The 16,269-nt window shown below is 66.7% G+C and carries 16 protein-coding genes; 2 read left to right on the forward strand and 14 right to left on the reverse strand.

All coding sequences use genetic code 11. The features are described from left to right. Window positions 1–61: 61 nt before the first annotated feature. From pnp to AC07NI_RS13610, 13 genes are all read right to left on the reverse strand, one after another. Complete coding sequence (gene pnp, locus AC07NI_RS13550; protein ID WP_494619824.1) at window positions 62–2,206, reverse strand: polyribonucleotide nucleotidyltransferase; 2,145 nt, start codon at window positions 2,204–2,206, stop codon at window positions 62–64. 243 nt (window positions 2,207–2,449) lie between these two features. Further along, on the reverse strand, window positions 2,450–2,719 hold the full coding sequence (gene rpsO, locus AC07NI_RS13555; protein ID WP_494619826.1) for a 30S ribosomal protein S15: 270 nt from the start codon (window positions 2,717–2,719) through the stop codon (window positions 2,450–2,452). Window positions 2,720–2,733: 14 nt separating this feature from the next. Then, window positions 2,734–3,666 (reverse strand): tRNA pseudouridine(55) synthase TruB, encoded by a 933-nt coding sequence (gene truB / locus AC07NI_RS13560; RefSeq protein WP_494619828.1) that lies wholly within the window; start codon window positions 3,664–3,666, stop codon window positions 2,734–2,736. A gap of 2 nt (window positions 3,667–3,668) precedes the next feature. Beyond that, window positions 3,669–4,148 carry a 30S ribosome-binding factor RbfA gene (gene rbfA / locus AC07NI_RS13565; RefSeq protein WP_494619830.1) on the reverse strand — a complete coding sequence of 160 codons (480 nt, stop codon included), beginning with the start codon at window positions 4,146–4,148 and terminating at the stop codon, window positions 3,669–3,671. Window positions 4,149–4,248: 100 nt separating this feature from the next. Next, window positions 4,249–5,034 (reverse strand): dienelactone hydrolase family protein, encoded by a 786-nt coding sequence (locus AC07NI_RS13570; RefSeq protein ID WP_494619832.1) that lies wholly within the window; start codon window positions 5,032–5,034, stop codon window positions 4,249–4,251. Between the two features lie 42 nt (window positions 5,035–5,076). Further along, on the reverse strand, window positions 5,077–5,433 hold the full coding sequence (locus AC07NI_RS13575; protein ID WP_494619834.1) for a YciI family protein: 357 nt from the start codon (window positions 5,431–5,433) through the stop codon (window positions 5,077–5,079). A gap of 95 nt (window positions 5,434–5,528) precedes the next feature. Next, on the reverse strand, window positions 5,529–6,092 hold the full coding sequence (locus AC07NI_RS13580; RefSeq protein ID WP_494619836.1) for a hypothetical protein: 564 nt from the start codon (window positions 6,090–6,092) through the stop codon (window positions 5,529–5,531). Next, entirely contained in the window at window positions 6,089–6,649 is a 561-nt protein-coding gene (locus AC07NI_RS13585; RefSeq protein WP_494619838.1) for a DUF2939 domain-containing protein, read from the reverse strand. Before AC07NI_RS13585 ends, AC07NI_RS13580 begins: the two co-directional genes overlap by 4 nt. Before the next feature lie 70 nt (window positions 6,650–6,719). After that, complete coding sequence (gene infB / locus AC07NI_RS13590; RefSeq protein ID WP_494619840.1) at window positions 6,720–9,866, reverse strand: translation initiation factor IF-2; 3,147 nt, start codon at window positions 9,864–9,866, stop codon at window positions 6,720–6,722. A gap of 290 nt (window positions 9,867–10,156) precedes the next feature. Next, the gene (locus AC07NI_RS13595; RefSeq protein WP_494619842.1) at window positions 10,157–10,807 is read right to left on the reverse strand and encodes an RNA-binding protein; all 651 of its coding nucleotides are present in this window, start codon (window positions 10,805–10,807) and stop codon (window positions 10,157–10,159) included. Window positions 10,808–10,876: 69 nt separating this feature from the next. After that, complete coding sequence (gene nusA / locus AC07NI_RS13600; protein WP_494619844.1) at window positions 10,877–12,568, reverse strand: transcription termination factor NusA; 1,692 nt, start codon at window positions 12,566–12,568, stop codon at window positions 10,877–10,879. Window positions 12,569–12,570: 2 nt separating this feature from the next. Continuing rightward, entirely contained in the window at window positions 12,571–13,146 is a 576-nt protein-coding gene (gene rimP, locus AC07NI_RS13605) for a ribosome maturation factor RimP (RefSeq protein ID WP_494619846.1), read from the reverse strand. A gap of 163 nt (window positions 13,147–13,309) precedes the next feature. Further along, the gene (locus AC07NI_RS13610) at window positions 13,310–14,365 is read right to left on the reverse strand and encodes an acyltransferase family protein (RefSeq protein WP_494619848.1); all 1,056 of its coding nucleotides are present in this window, start codon (window positions 14,363–14,365) and stop codon (window positions 13,310–13,312) included. 204 nt (window positions 14,366–14,569) lie between these two features. Between AC07NI_RS13610 and ppa the strand changes: the two genes are divergently transcribed. Both ppa and AC07NI_RS13620 read left to right on the forward strand, forming a co-directional pair. Continuing rightward, the gene (gene ppa / locus AC07NI_RS13615) at window positions 14,570–15,103 is read left to right on the forward strand and encodes an inorganic diphosphatase (protein ID WP_494619850.1); all 534 of its coding nucleotides are present in this window, start codon (window positions 14,570–14,572) and stop codon (window positions 15,101–15,103) included. A 5-nt stretch (window positions 15,104–15,108) separates the two neighbouring features. After that, window positions 15,109–15,522: a DUF5990 family protein gene (locus AC07NI_RS13620; RefSeq protein WP_494619852.1), complete on the forward strand. Its 414-nt coding sequence runs from the start codon at window positions 15,109–15,111 to the stop codon at window positions 15,520–15,522. On the opposite strand, the gene trmB is transcribed toward AC07NI_RS13620, so the two are convergent. Continuing rightward, window positions 15,509–16,189 (reverse strand): tRNA (guanosine(46)-N7)-methyltransferase TrmB, encoded by a 681-nt coding sequence (gene trmB, locus AC07NI_RS13625; RefSeq protein ID WP_494619854.1) that lies wholly within the window; start codon window positions 16,187–16,189, stop codon window positions 15,509–15,511. The genes AC07NI_RS13620 and trmB overlap by 14 nt on opposite strands. Window positions 16,190–16,269 lie beyond the last annotated feature (80 nt).

Below are 16,269 nucleotides of genomic sequence, written 5' to 3' on the forward strand. Positions count from 1 at the left end.
GGGCGGCCCCTTTCGGAACCGCCCGCTCGCTTAGTCTGTCACTTCGTCAGAAGCGCGGAGATTATTCCGCGGCGTCTTCCGGAGCGGCTTCCTTCTTGGACAGGTCTTCGCCGGTCTCTTGATCGACGACCTTCATCGACAGCTTGGTCTTGCCGCGATCGTCGAAGCCCAGGAGCTTCACCTTGACGATCTGGCCTTCCTTCAGCACGTCCGACGGCTTGGCGACGCGTTCGTTGCTGATCTGGCTGACGTGGACGAGACCGTCCTTGGCGCCGAAGAAGTTCACGAAGGCGCCGAAATCGACGACCTTCACGACCTTGCCGTCGTAGATCTTGCCCACTTCGGCTTCGTCGGTGATCGACTTGATCCAGTCGATCGCGGCCTTGATCTTGGCGCCGTCCGAGGCCGAGACCTTCACGGTGCCTTCGTCGTTGATGTCGACCTTGGCGCCGGTGGTGGCGACGATCTCGCGGATCACCTTGCCGCCCGAACCGATCACTTCACGGATCTTGTCGGTCGGGATGGTGATGGTCTCGATCTTCGGAGCGAAGTCGCCGACCTCTTCACGCGGGGCGTCCATGGCCTTGTTCATTTCGCCGAGGATGTGCTCGCGGCCACCCTTAGCTTGAGCCAGGGCCTGCTCCATGATCGCGGGCGTGATGCCGGCGATCTTGATGTCCATCTGCAGCGAGGTCAGGCCTTCGCTGGTGCCGGCGACCTTGAAGTCCATGTCGCCCAGGTGATCTTCGTCACCCAGGATGTCCGACAGAACCGCGAAGCCGTCCTTTTCCAGGATCAGACCCATGGCGATGCCCGAGACCGGACGGATCAGCGGCACGCCGGCGTCCATCATGGCCAGCGACGAACCGCAGACCGTGGCCATCGAGGACGAACCGTTCGACTCGGTGATCTCCGAGACCAGGCGGATCGTGTAGGGGAAGTCTTCCTTGGCCGGCAGCATCGGGCGCAGGGCGCGCCAGGCCAGCTTGCCGTGGCCGATTTCGCGGCGGCCCGGGCTGCCCATACGGCCGGTTTCACCGACGCTGTAGGGAGGGAAGTTGTAGTGCAGCAGGAAGGATTCCTTGTAGGTGCCTTCCAGGGCGTCGATGAACTGCTCGTCGTCGCCGGTGCCCAGGGTGGCGACCACGATCGCCTGGGTCTCGCCGCGGGTGAACAGGGCCGAGCCGTGCGTGCGCGGCAGGATGCCGACTTCACCCAGGATCGGACGCACCTTGTCGACGGTGCGGCCGTCGATGCGGATGCCGGTGTCCAGGATCGAGCGACGGACGATGTCGGCTTCCAGTTCCTTGAAGACCGAGACCAGCTTCAGCGGGTCGATGCCGGCCGGGTTGGTGTCGCTCTTGGCGAAGGTCTCGATGGCCTTGGTCTTGGCGGCGCCCAGCGCGGCGACGCGGTCGCCCTTGGCTTGGATCTTGTAGGCGTCGGCCAGGTCTTGGCCGACGGCCTTCTTCACTTCGGCCTTCAGGGCGTCGGTGTCTTCCGGTTGGAAGTCGAAGGGCTCCTTGGCCGCGTGCTCGGCCAGCTCGATGATCGCGTCGATCACCGTCTGCATTTCCTTGTGGGCGAAGTTGACGCCGCCCAGGACGATCTCTTCCGAGAGCTCCTGGATTTCGCTTTCGACCATCATGACGGCTTCGGTCGTACCGGCGACGACCAGGTCCATCTTGCTTTCCTTCAGCTCTTCGAGCGTCGGGTTCAGCACGTAGCCGCCGTCAATGTAACCGACGCGCGCGGCGCCGATCGGGCCCATGAACGGGGCGCCCGACAGGACCAGGGCGGCCGAGGCGGCCACCATGCCCAGGATGTCGGGATCGTTCTCGAGGTCGTGCTGCAGCACGGTGACGACGACCTGGACTTCGTTCTTGAAGCCCTTGACGAACAGCGGGCGGATCGGACGGTCGATCAGGCGGGAAACCAGGGTTTCCTTTTCCGACGGACGGCCTTCACGCTTGAAGAAGCCGCCGGGGATCTTGCCGGCCGCGAAGGTCTTTTCTTGGTAGTTGACCGTCAGCGGGAAGAAATCTTGGCCGGGCTTCGCCTTCTTGGCGAACACGGCGGTGGCCAGAACGACGGTTTCGCCCATGGTGGCCAGAACGGCGCCGTCGGCTTGACGGGCGATGCGACCGGTTTCGAGGACGAGCGTCTTGCCGCCCCACTCGATCGTCTTGCGCTTGATATCGAACATTTTTGCTTCTTTCGGTTCCGAAGGACCCATTTCCTTCAGGACGGACAGGGGCGGGCGGCCGAAGGGCGGTCCCGAGATTTCCTCATCCAGTTCGACAGGCGTCCGAAGATCGTGATCTCCGGCTTGCGTGTTCGGATCGCGCATACAGCGGATCCGCGACAACCTTTCGTTTCGGCCTGTCTCGAAACGAAGGCTGGAAAAGCATTCGGCCGCTCTACGAAAGCAGAGCGGCCGAATTGTGCCTTAGCGACGCAGACCCAGCTTTTCGATCAGGGACTGGTAACGGGCCACGTCGGACTTCTTCAGGTGGTCGAGAAGCCGGCGACGCTGGGAAACCAGCTTCAGCAGGCCACGACGGCTGTGGTTGTCCTTCTTGTGCGTCTTGAAGTGCTCGGTCAGGTTCGAGATGCGCTCCGAGAGGATCGCGACCTGGACTTCAGCGCTGCCGGTGTCGCCTTCGGTGCGGGCGTGTTCGGCGATGAGAGCGCTCTTGCGCTCGATGGTGATCGACATCGGGTTGTCTCCGCTCAGGTGAGTTGGAAGACCCGCACCGGATTGAGCTTCCCGGCGCGCATCTCGCACAAGGCCACCAGTCTGTCCCCGGACATGGCTGAAACGGTGCGATCGCCGGGCGGAAGCTCGGCTTTCAGCGTTTCAACCTGACGCGGAAGCAGGACGATGGCGCGTCCCTGTGCAAGCCGGAAGGCGTCTTCATCGGTCACGGCCAACGCCGGGATGTCGTCCAGCGCGGTCTCGACCGGAAGCAATGCCTCCGACAGCCGGGCCTCATAGCTCAAATTCTCAAGGGTTTCCAGCGATATCGAGCCACTCTCGGTAAACCGGCCCACCCGCGTCCGGCGCAGCTCGGCGACGTAACCGCAGGTTCCCAGCGCCTTGGCCAGGTCGCGGACCACGGCGCGGACATAGGTGCCCTTGCCGCATTCCATCTCCAGGGTGACGTGATCGGCGTCGGCCTGCTCGGTCACGCGCAGGGCGAAGATGTTCACTTTCCGGGTCGGCAGCTCGAACTCGACCCCGTCGCGGGCCAGATCATAGGCGCGCTCGCCGTCGACCTTGATGGCCGAGAAGTTCGGCGGGATCTGGTCGACCTCGCCGATGAAGGCGGGAAGCGCAGCTTCAACCTGGTCGCGGGTCGGGCGCACGTCAGACGTCGCGGTCGTCTCGCCCTCGCGGTCCAGCGTCGTGGTGTCGCGGCCCCAGGCGATGGTGAAGCGATAGGCCTTGTCGGCGTCCATCAGGAACGGGACGGTCTTGGTCGCCTCGCCCAGCGCGATCGGCAGGATGCCGGTGGCCAGCGGGTCCAGCGTGCCCGCGTGGCCGCCCTTCTGGGCGTTGAACGCGCGGCGCACCTTGGAGACGGCCGTGGTCGAGGTCAGGTCGTAGGGCTTGTCCAGGCAGATCCAGCCCGAGACGGCGTCACCCTTCTTGCGGCGCGCCATGCTTAGCTCTCGTCGTCTTCGCCGGCCACGTCCGCGAGGGTGCGGACGTCCTGCTGGACGCGCGGATCGTCGAACAGGCGGTCCATATGGGCCGCGGCGCCGAAGCTCTCGTCGTGGATGAACTTCAGGTCCGGCGTGAACTTCATGTCGATCAGCTTGCCCAGGCGCCCGCGCAGGAAGCTCGCCCCGCGGTTCAGGGCCTTCATGACTTCCTTGATGTCCTCGTCCCCGCGGCCGATCTCGCCCTTCAAGCCGGCGCCGAGCGGCTCGACGAAGCAGACGGCGTGCCGCAGGTCGGGGCTCATCCGCACTTCGGACACCGTGAACGAGACGTTGACCAGCACCGGATCGGCCAGGCCTTCCTCGCGGAAGACATCGACCAGGGCGTGACGGATCAGTTCACCGGCGCGGAGCTGGCGTTGCGAGGGGCCCGCGGGGCCCTTCTTGGTGTCGGCCTGTTTGGGGCCCGAGAGGCGCTTCATGGCGCGGAATCCTTGTGGCCCGGCCGGCGGATCGAACGCCGGTGCGCGGGGAAAATCGGAAGGCGGGGTGTCTAGGCCTGTCGGGCCCGGAAGTCCAGCCTTACGCCCCTACCCGCGCCTTGAAGAACGCGATCACCTTGTCGCGCGCCTTCATGCTGCCGCTGTCGGGAACCGAGCGGTGCAGGTGAAGGGTCAGCACCGAATGCGGGTCCATCGGCACGCCCGGCGCGGCGTCTTCATCCGCCAGCTCGACCACCTCGACCTTGTCGCCGAACTCGGCCTTCAGCCGCGCGATGCGGGCGTCGGGCACCAGCTTGTCTGAGGAAAAGCGCAGGGCCAGCAGCGACAGGTCCTCGTCCTTGAACCGCCGCTTGGCGCAGGCCAGTTCCGAGGCCGAACAGTCGAGACCGCCCTTGTCCTTCAGCGGCAGCGAGGGCTGGGACAGCACTGGAGCCACCACGGCCGGCTCGGTCATCATCGCCAGAGCGAAGCCGCCGGTGAAGCACATGCCGACCGCGCCGACGCCCTTGCCGCCGCAGTTTTCGTGCGCCTTGCGAGCCAAGGCTCTCAGCCAGTCGACGATCGGGCTGGAACGGCCGTCCTTCCAGACGCTGAACTCGCGCCGCACGCAGATGTTCTTGAGGATCACGCCGATCGCGTAGCCGCGCGTCACCGGCTTGGCCGGCTTGCCGAACAGGCTGGGGCAGTAGGCGGTCAGGCCCGACGCGGCCAGATCCCGGGCGAAGGCCAGCACGCCAGGATGCAGGCCCGGCACCTCGTGGATGACGATCACCGCCGGCCCGGAGCCGATCCTGTAGACCTCGCGCGTCCAGCGCCCGTCGTCGAAGTCGAAACGCTCGAACCCCGCCAGCACATCGTCCGCCATGCCCCGCCCCTCTTTGTTTCGGGAAGGCTAGACCGGGCTGGATCAGAAGGCCATCGCCCGCTCCCAGACAGGCCGGGGCTTGCCCTGCTCGGGACGTTCGGAAAGGTCGCCGGGCTCGAGCAGCAGGCGGATCTCGATCTCGGCCGAGCCGTCGGCCGGGGCGGGACAACGGCGCACCCAGGCGGCGGCGTCCTCGCGGGAGGCGACGTCGAAGACCCAGAAGCCGGCGAGGGTGCGGCCTTCGGCGGAGGCATCGGCTTCCATCCGCGCGCCACGGGCCGACAGCCGCGCCCGGTCGGCGACACCCGCCCGCGTCAGCTCAGCGTCGTAGTCGCGCATCGCCTGGCCCAGCTCTGGACCGACGTCAGCTTCGACCTTCAGCAGCACCATGAACCGCATCGTGCGTCTCCCGCCGGAACAACCGGCTCTGTCCTTAAAGACGCGCCAGCTTCCCTTGTTGCGACATGCGCGGCGGAAATTCTTGAACGTAAGGCTTAGTTGGTTGTGTCGGGATGCTGCGGACTGTCGGTCCAGTCCGACATCGGGTCCGGACCGTCGTGCTTCCGCGGCAGCCGCCATTCGCCGCGGTACGAGAAGTCCAGCGTGCCGCAGACGCGGGCCTTGCCGTCTTCCTTCGGGTCGTTGCCGAACGCCTGGATCCGCAGGTCGCGGCGCAGGGCGATGGTGCTGAACGACAGCCACAGCCGGGTCGAACCGGGGCAGAAGGCGCGGACATAGATCTTGCCCTGGGCCGCCGTGGCGTCGACCTCGTAGAGCGAGGCGTCGGCGTCGACGCCTTCCATGGCGCCCAGACCGCCAGGGCCGAGGTCCTTCTGGCGACCGTCCTTCAGCCGCGCCTCGGCCGGCACGCCGGTGGCCAGCACCTTGATCGGCCGGCTGGCGCCCATGAAGCCTTCCTTGAACAGGATCGTCACGCCCGCGCCCGTCAGCCGCTTGGCGTCCGGCGAGATCGGGTCGTACGAGAACATCCGCGTTTCGGCCGAAGCGGCCGTCGCCGCCAGGGCCAGGGCGACGCCCCCCCAGATCGCTGGCTTCATCGTTTCAGGTGCAGGTTCGCGGCCTCGGCGTCGAAGCTGGTCAGACGCCAGGTCGTCCCTTCCTGGGTGAAGGTCAGCAGGCAGGGGCCGTCCTTCTTGGCCGCGCAGACCCGGCCATCGCCGGTGGGCCGCAGCATGCTGGCGATCGCCACCCGGCCCGGGATCGGCCGGTCAGGCGTATAGCCGTAGTAGTTGGCGGCCGCGTGGAAGGTCTCGGGCCGGATCAGCGCCTCGCCGGCCGCGTCGGCCAGAGGCCCCGCCGCCAGGGCGGCCAGGGCCATGACGCCATTGCTGGAGCCGCCGCGCTGCCTCGCCTCCTCCATCAGCCGCGTCTCGATCTGGTATTTCAGCGCCCGCCGATCGACATGGGCCTCGAAGGTCGCGCGGTCGTTGTCACGGATGGCGACCAGCAACTCGTGCACGTCGCCCCCGGCATCGAGACGGTTCACGGTCGCGCAGGCCCCGAGCGATGCGGCGACTGCGGTGAGAGCGAGGATAGCCTTGATACGCATGCGGAAGGCGTAGCTCGGGATTGGGGCGATTTCCAGTCTGGCCATGCCGCCCAAAGACAAAGGGCGCGGACCTTGCGATCCGCGCCCTCTAACTTTTCGATCTCGCGACCAACTCCTAGTCGAGCTGGCGCTTGATCTCTTCGACGGTGAAGCACTCGATGGTGTCGCCGACCTTGATGTCCTGGAAGCCGGCGAACAGCATGCCGCACTCCTGGCCGACCGGGACTTCGTTGACCTCGTCCTTGAAGCGCTTGAGCGTCTGTAGGGTGCCCAGTTCCAGGACGACGATGTCCTGACGGATGATCCGGACCTTGGCGCCCTTGCGGACAACGCCTTCGGTGACCTTACAGCCGGCGACCTTGCCGATCTTGGAGATGTCGAAGGCTTGCAGCACTTCGGCGTTACCCAGGAAGGTTTCGCGCTGGATCGGCGCCAGCATGCCCGAGAGCACGCCTTTGATGTCGTCCAGCAGGTCGTAGATGATCGCGTAGTAGCGGATCTCGACCCCTTCGCGTTCGGCCAGGGCCCGCGCCTGCGCCGAGGCGCGGACGTTGAAGCCGATGACCGGCGCGCCGGCGCCCTTGGCCAGCATGACGTCGCTTTCGCTGATCGCGCCGGCGCCCGACAGGATGATCCGCGCGCGGACCTCGTCGGTGGCCATCTTGTCCAGCGAACCGATGATCGCCTCGGCCGAACCTTGCACGTCGGCCTTGATGATCAGCGGAAGCTCTTTCAGCTTCTTGTCCTGCAGCTTGGCCATCATGTCGGCCATCGAAGCGCCGGCGCCGATCGGAGCCAGCGACTTCTCGCGCTTCTGGCGGATGCGGTACTCGGTCAGCTCGCGAGCGCGGGCTTCGTTTTCGACCACGGCGAAGGCTTCGCCCGGCGAGGGAACGCCGTCCAGGCCGAGGATCTCGACCGGGGTGGCCGGACCGGCTTCGGTCAGCTGCTCGTTGCGCTCGTTCAGCAGCGCGCGAACGCGGCCGAACTGGGCGCCGGCGACGACGATGTCGCCGCGCTTCAGCGTACCGCGATTGACCAGGACGGTCGAAACCGCGCCACGACCCTTGTCCAGCTTGGCCTCGATCACCACGCCGTCGGCGGTGCGGTCGGGGTTGGCCTTCAGGTCGAGCACTTCGGCCTGCAGCAGGATGGCGTCGAGCAGGTCGTCGAGACCCGTGCGCGCCTTGGCCGAGACCTCGATGATCTGGGTGTCGCCACCCAGGCTTTCGACGACGATCTCGTGCTGCAGCAGCTCGTTGACCACGCGGGTCGGATCCGAGCCCGGCTTGTCCATCTTGTTGACGGCGACGATGATCGGCACGTTGGCGGCCTTGGCGTGTTTGATCGCCTCGATCGTCTGCGGCATCACGCCGTCGTCACCCGCCACCACCAGCACGACGATGTCGGTGATGTTGGCGCCGCGAGCCCGCATCGCCGAGAAGGCGGCGTGGCCGGGGGTGTCGAGGAACGTCACGCGCTGGCCGTCCTTCAGGCGAACCTGATAGGCGCCGATGTGCTGGGTGATGCCGCCGTGTTCGCCAGCGGCCACGTCCGTGGCGCGCAGGGCGTCCAGAAGCGACGTCTTGCCGTGGTCGACGTGACCCATGATCGTGACGACCGGGGGACGCGGCTCCAGGTGATCGTCGATGTCCTCGGCGCCGATGAAGCCTTCTTCGACGTCGGCTTCCGACACGCGACGCACGGTGTGACCGAATTCGGTCGCCACCAGCTCGGCGGTGTCGTTGTCGATGACGTCGTTGATCTTCAGCATCACGCCCTGACGCATCAGGAACTTGATGATCTCGACGCCGCGCACGGCCATCCGGTTGGACAGCTCCTGCACGGTGATGACGTCGGGAATGACGACTTCGCGGCTGACCTTCACGACCTCGGCGGGACCGCCGCGGCGCTTTTCCTTTTCGCGTTCACGGGCCCGGCGAACCGAGGCCAGCGAGCGCATGCGGTCGGCGGAATCCCCGTCACCGGCCACGGCCTGGATGGTCAGGCGACCTTCGCGGCGAACCGGAGCGCCCTTGGCGCGCGACACGGCCTTGCCGGGCGCGTTGGCGGCCTTGCGGCGATCGTCATCCTCGTCCGGACGGCGGCTGACTTCGCCACCGGGACGCGGCGCCGAGCGCATGGCGCGCTGGACTTCCGGCGTGGCCGGGGCCTGGGCGGGAACGCCGGGACGCGGACCGCGCGGCGGACCGCCGGGACCACGGGCGCCCGGAGCCGGACGCGGCGCGAGAGCCGAGTAGCGAACGGTCTGCTGCGGACGGTCGCCTTGCGGACGATCACCCTGCGGGCGGTCGCCACGGTAGCCGCCGCGATCGCCCTGCGGACGATCACCTTCGGGACGCGGACCGCGCGGACGGTCGCCCTCGGGACGCGGAGCGCGTTGACCGAAGTTGGCGTTGGCGTCGGGACGCGGGGCGCGCTGGTTGAACGGACGGTCGCCTTGCGGAGCCGGACGATAGGTCGTCGTGCTTGGACGATCGTCGCGACGGTCGCGGCTGGGCTCGTAGCTACGGGTCTGGCCGGGAGGCGACGCCGAACGGGGCCCATCGTGACGAGGACCGTCATGACGTTGACCCTCGTGACGCGGGCCCTCGTGGCGAGGACCTTCGTGACGGGGCGCATCCTGGCGCGGAGCCTGCGGCGCGGCCGGAGCCTGGGCCACGGGGCGCTGGACCGGCGCGGCCGGCGGCGGCGTCACCGGCGCGGCGGGCGCGACCGGAGCGGGAGCCGGGGCTTGAGCGACGGGCGCTTGAGCTTGAACGGGGGCCGGAGCGGGAGCCGGCGCCGCGGCGGCGCGTTCGGCCGCGGCCTTGGCGGCGGCTTCGCGCTGAGCGGCGTCCTGAGCCGCGCGAGCCCGCGCGGCCTCGGCGGCCTGGTCGGCCGCCTGACGAGCTTGGTTTTCACGAGCGGCGTCGACGACGCGCTGGCGAGCGCGCAGTTCTTCCTGCGAGAGACCGCCAGCCGAACCGCCGCCGCCCGACGAGGCGTTGCCGCCGCCTTGCGATTGCTGCGGGCGCGGCTGCGGCGGGGCGTCGTGGCGACGCTCAGCCGAAGACGGCGCGGCGAGATTGCCCGACGCGGGCGCATGCGGACGCGTACGCTTGGTTTCGACCACCACCGTCTTGGTCCGGCCGTGGCTGAAGCTCTGCTTCACGACCCCGGCGCTCACCGAGCCCTGGCGGGGCTTCAGGGTGATGGGGGCTCGTCCGCCGGGTCGGCCGTTTTCGTTCTCGTCGCTCATGCGCTCGCTTGTACTTCCGCCAGGCGGTACCTGGCTAAAAAACCGATGTTTCCATGTGAGAAAGGGGCCTGGACGTACCTGCCGAAGCAAGCGCGTTTCCCGACCCTTCACTCACGAACGCGACCCGAATAGCCGCGCCCAACGTCAAAGATCTCAGAGTTTTTCCATCGCACCGGCGGTTCCCCGGCGGGATGCGAAAACCCGAGAGCCTGTTTCGATCGGTAGCCAACCCGGGCGAACAGGCTCGCCCTTTTCATGAGAGGTCTCATCCGCCCAGGGCGGAAAGGCCTCTAGCCATCCTCACGTCCGTTCGCCGACCATTCGGGAGGCAAAAGCGGGCGGAAACCTGACAAACGCTCGACATCCAGTGTCCAACGTTCGATGCCGCGCCCAGCAAGGAGTGCGGTGTGTATCACATTCTCACCGCCCAAGGCCAAACCCAATTCATCCGAATTGAATGCGCCCAGCAAACGGGGCGGTCTGGGGGCCTTGCGGGCGGCGTTGAGAATCTTTCGGCGACCGTCCTCGGCGCTATCCGAGGCCTCGATCAGCCAGGCGACGCTGCCCGTCCCCAGGGCCGCGACCACCTTTTCGTAGCCTGAGATAATGGTCCCGGCCTTCCGCGCAAGCCCCAGGCTGTCCAGGACGCGCTTGGCCAGCAGGGCCTCGACCTGGTCGGCCAGGTCGGCGGGCACGGTGAGCTTGGTCTTGGCGGCGCGCGAGAACAGGCCCTTCTTGGCCGCCGTCGCGATCGAGTCCCGGTCGGCGCCGACCCAGATGCCCCGGCCGGGCAGCTTGCGCGCCACGTCCGGAACCACCACCCCGTCCGGTCCCGCCACGAAGCGGACCAGGCGCGCCTCGTCCGTCGCCTCGCCCAGGACGATGTCCTTGCGCAGGCGATTGGCTTCGGCGTGGGTCTTGGGGGCGGCAGGTTCGGTCATAAGTCTCTTGAATGGCGAACGGCCCCGCGGATTGCTCCGCGAGGCCGTCGTTTAACGCTCCGAAGGGCCTTAGGCCTCTTCGTCCGACGCGGGCTCTTCCGAAGCGGACTCTTCGGCGGCGACCTCTTCGGCCTCGCCTTCGAACTCGGCTTCAGCTTCAGCTTCGTACTCGGCTTCCGGCTCGTATTCCGGCTCCGGCGGGGCCTCGACCCAGCCCATGACGATACGAGCGCGCATGATCAGCGCCTCGGCGTCTTCCGGCGACAGGTTGAAGGTCTCCAGGATGCCCGGCTCGCGCACGCGCTCGCCGTTCTTGGTCTCGAACCAGCCGCGCATGTCGTCCGGCACCAGACCCGCGAGGTCTTCCACCGTCTTCACGTCGCCTTCGCCCAGGGCGACGGCCATGGCCAGGGTCACGCCCTCGACGGCCAGCAGCTCGTCCTGGACGCCCAGCTCCAGACGCTTGGCGTCCAGGGCGGCGGCTTCCTTGTCGAGGAATTCGCGGGCGCGGGCCTGCAGCTCCTCGGCGGTTTCCTCGTCGAAGCCTTCGATCGAAGCGATTTCATGCGGCTCGACGAACGCCACGTCTTCCACCGCGGCGAAGCCTTCGGTGACCAGCAGCTGGGCGATGACTTCGTCGACGTCCAGGGCTTCCTGGAACAGGGCCGTGCGCTCGGTGAACTCGCGCTGACGGCGCTCGCTCTCCTGGCTTTCGGTCATGATATCGATCTGCCAGCCGGTCAGCTGCGAAGCGAGGCGGACGTTCTGGCCGCGACGGCCGATGGCCAGCGACAGCTGCTCGTCCGGCACCACGACTTCGACGCGCTCGTCTTCCTCGTCCATGACGACCTTGGAGACTTCGGCGGGGGCCAGGCCGTTGACGATGAAGGTGGCTTCATCCTCCGACCACTGGATGATGTCGATCTTCTCGCCTTGCAGCTCGGCCACGACCGCCTGCACGCGCGAACCGCGCATGCCGACACAGGCGCCGACGGGATCGATCGAGCTGTCGTTCGAGATGACGGCCATCTTGGCGCGCGAACCCGGGTCGCGGGCCACGGCGCGGATCTCGATGACGCCGTCGTAGACTTCCGGCACTTCCTGAGCGAACAGCTTGGCCATGAAGCCGCCGTGCGCGCGGCTCAGCATGATCTGCGGGCCCTTGGTCTCGCGACGGACGTCGTAGATGTAGGCGCGGATGCGGTCGCCGACGTTGAAGTTCTCGCGCGGGATCGACTGGTCGCGGCGCATGATGCCTTCGCCACGGCCCAGATCGACGATGACGTTGCCGTATTCGACGCGCTTGACGCTGCCGTTGACGATCTCGCCGACGCGATCCTTGTACTCTTCGTGCTGACGCTCGCGCTCGGCTTCGCGGACCTTATGCATGACGACCTGGCGGGCCATCTGGGTCTGGACGCGGCCGATCTCGAACGGCGGCAGGACTTCTTCGTAGATCTTGCCGATCTCGGCGTCGCGCCAGGTGCGCTTGGCGATCGAGAGCTGGACCTTGCCGATCTCGCCCTCGAGCTCGGTGTCGTCGGCGACGACCTCGATCACGCGCTTCTGGTTGGTCTCGCCCGTGCGCGGGTCGATCTTGACGCGGATGTCGTGCTCGGCGCCGTAACGGGCGCGAGCGGCCTTCTGGAGCGCGTCCTCGATGGCCTCGATGACGACTTCCTTCTCGATGCCTTTTTCACGCGCGACCGCGTCGGCGATCTGCAGGAGTTCGAGCCGGTTGGCGGCGATGCCGATGGCCATGGTCAGTCCTCTTCACTTTCGGACAGGTCGTCGTTGTCGGATTGCAGACGGGCGGCGCGCTGCTTGGCGCCCCGATCCATCAGGGTGTCGGTCATGACGAGCTTGGCGTCGATGATCCAGGCGAAGGGGAAGTAGACGGTGACGTCGTCCTCGCCCTCGATGTTCAGGCCGACCTGGTCGTCCTCGATGCCGGCCAGCTCGCCCTTGAAGCGCTTGCGGCCCTCGGCCACGCGGTCCAGCTCGATGCGGGCCTCGAGGCCGGCATAGTCGTTGAAGTCCTTCAGGCGGGTCAGCGGCCGGTCGATGCCGGGGCTGGAGACCTCCAGCGTATATTCTCCGGTGATCGGGTCGGCCGCGTCCAGGATTTCGGAGACGCCGCGCGACAGCTTCGCGCAGTCCTCGACATTCATGTCGCCGCCGCTGCCGTCTTCCTGCAGCGGGTGTTCGGCCATGATCTGCAGGCGACGCTGCTCGGCGCCGCCCATCAGGCGCAGCCGGACGATCTCGTAGCCAAGCGCCTCGGCCACGGGATCGAGCATCTCGATCAGATCACGGTCTTCCTGCGTCTTGCCGCGCACGTTTCTCTCAACTCATTCGGGCCGCCGGTGTCGCCGAGCAGCCAAACAAAAAGCGGCAGCCTTTCGGCCGCCGCTCGAAAGCGCCATCTAGCGCTAACGGACGATGTAGACGCCTGTATAGCGCGATCTTCCACCCAGCGGAAGCCCCCAGCCGACTCCCGGACTAAGATGCCGCGACCGGGCTGACGACAGCGACCCTGCGAGAGCACCAGCGCTTCACCCTGGCCGTCAGCGGCTTTTCCACGAAGCGGTGGATCAGCAGGCCGGCCAGCATCGCGCCGGCGAGCCCCGCGAGGACGCCCGGTCCGGCCAGCCAATCCTGACGCGACACGGTCACGATCTTCGTCACGAACTCGGTGACGAAGGGGTGGAAAAGGTAGGTTGCGTAGCTGGCGTTGCCCAAGGCGATGAGCCACGGTGCCCGGATCGCCCACCCCGACCGCTCCAGGACCAACGCCCCCGCCACGATCATCACGGCGGGCGCGCCACGGGTGATGCCCGCGGACAGCTCGGGCCACCGCAGGGGAGCGAAGGCGAGGAAGAGCAGGGCGATGACGACACCCGCCAGGACGCAGGCCGCCGCCGGGCGCCGCAGGACCGGCATCCTCGAATAGGCCAGCGCCAATCCCATGCCGAAGCCGAACTCCAGGATGATCGGGCTTGTATAGAATCTGAGGATCGGCGCCTCCGGCTTGAGCAGCACGCCCGCCAGCACGAAGCCGGCGAGCGCGGCGATCACCAGCGCGTAGCCCAGGAAGCGCCGTGGGACGAAAAGTCCCAGCGCGAATATCGCGTAGAAGAACATCTCATAGTTCAGCGTCCACCCGACGAAGACCAAGGGGAAGACGGTGCCGTTCTCCCGGGCATAGGGGATGAAGAATAGCGACTTCAAGAGATGGTCGAGTGTCGCTTGAGTGCCCTTGAACAGAAAGGGAGCGGCCAGCGCCAGGCCGAAAACCATGAACGTGGCGACCCAGTAAAGGGGCGCGATACGAGCGAAGCGCTCCGTCATGAAGTTTACAGGGCTTGGATTATTACGCGCGGCCACCGCGATCATGATGAAGCCGCTGATGACGAAGAATATATCAACTCCGCCATGCCCGAACTTTTCCAGTCCGACGGCCTTCAAAAGAACTTCGAGGTGAACAAAGATCACCAGGAACGCGGCTACCGCACGCAGCACCTGGATGTTGTTGATGAGGTAAGATCTAGATTCCACGGAAGATATCGCACCTCCAAATATGTGGCTATCTTCCTCCCTTATGTATATCGGCAGTAGATCACGGTTTTTCTTCAATAGAAAAGAAAATTTCGCAACCCGGAGCCGCGCGTAGCCTCCCCCTTCCGCGCCGCAGCAATTTTGGCCTATAAGCCAGCCCGCGCAGGCCGCCTCCCCGCGGACCTCATAAGACGAAGAGTCACAATGGACCTCTCAAAGATCCCGACCGGGGTGAACCCGCCTTACGACCTCAACGCCATCATCGAGATCCCGCAGGGCGGCGAGCCGGTGAAGTACGAGATCGACAAGGAAAGCGGCGCCCTGATGGTCGATCGCTTCCTGCACACGGCCATGTTCTATCCGGCCAACTACGGCTTCATCCCGCACACCCTGGCCGACGACGGCGACCCGGCCGACATCATGGTCGTGGGCCCGACCCCGGTGGTGCCGGGCGCGATCATCCGCTGCCGCCCGATCGGCACCCTGATGATGGTCGACGAGGCCGGTTCGGACGAGAAGATCCTGGCCGTGCCGGTCGATAAGCTGCACCCGTTCTACACGGGCGTGACCAGCTGGCGTGACCTGCCGACCATCCTGACCGAGCAGATCGCCCACTTCTTCCAGCACTACAAGGATCTGGAAAAGGGCAAGTCGACCAAGATCAGCGGCTGGGCCGACATCGACGAGACCGCCGAGATCATCCGCACGGCGATCAAGCGCTACAACGAAACGTACTAAGCGAAATGGCCAGGATCGATCTCACCTTGCGGATCATCCTGGCCGACCCGCCGCCCGGCGTGGTCTTCTCCAAGCAGGACGCCAAGAGCCACCCGATCGATCCGATCCGGGCCGAGGGCGACCTCTCCTTCGATATTCCGATCACCCTGACCCCGACGCCGAACGGCCTTCGCCCCGGTGGCGGCTTCGTGCGCAACGACAGCCGGGGGCGGTTCGTCTACATCGCCTCGGGCCAGCAGGCGGGCGATGGCCAGACCGAGTGGTCGCGGCGCATCAAGATCTACTTGCACGCCCTGCCGGCCGACCTGACCGGCGGCGAGGTGCTGGAGGCGACCATCGCCGGCCGCGCCAAGGACGGCGGGCCGGCCTGCGCGACCGTCCCGCTGCTCAAGACCTGGGCGCGGGTTACGCCCGGATAAAGTCCAGGAAAACGGGGGCGCAGTCGCCCAGCTTCTTTTCCTCGTAGCGCGTCGTGACGTGGTCGACCGGGATCGCATTGCGGTCGGCCGTCTCGTCGGCGAAGCGGAAGTTCGGATCGGCCAGCACCCGCTCGGTCGTCCACTCGCCGTAGTCGGCCCAGTCGGTGGCGAAGCGCAGGGCCGCGCCCGGCTTCATCACGCGAGCCAGCCTGGCGACGAACTCCGGCTGGATCAGGCGACGCTTGTTGTGGCGCGCCTTGTGCCAGGGATCGGGGAACATGATGAACACCCGGTCCAGGCTGGCGTCGGGCAGCCAGTCGACCACGTCGCGGGCGTCGCCCTCGTGGACGCGGACGTTCTTCAGGGCTTGCTCCTCGATATGGCGCACGGCGCTGGCCACGCCGTTGACGAACGGCTCGGCGCCGATGACCAGGGTCTCGGGCGCACGGCCGGCCTGGGTCGCCATGTGCTCGCCGCCGCCGAAACCGATCTCCAGCCACACGGCCTTGGCGTCTGGCATCAGGTCCAGCGGCTGGAACGGGCCGTGCGGCACGGCGATCTCGGGCAGCAAGGTGTCGAGCAGGGCCTGCTGGCGCGGCTTCACCGGGCGCGACTTCAGGCGGCCGAACGAGCGCAGCGGGCCATGGGGCTGGGTCGGATTGGTCATGGGCGGGCGTCTTAGAGCTTTGAGGACGAAATGAAAACGGGCTCCGACCCGGGAAGGATCGGAGCCCGCTTCACGATGGG

This window comes from Caulobacter sp. GW821-FHT10E02 (genome assembly GCF_059415225.1).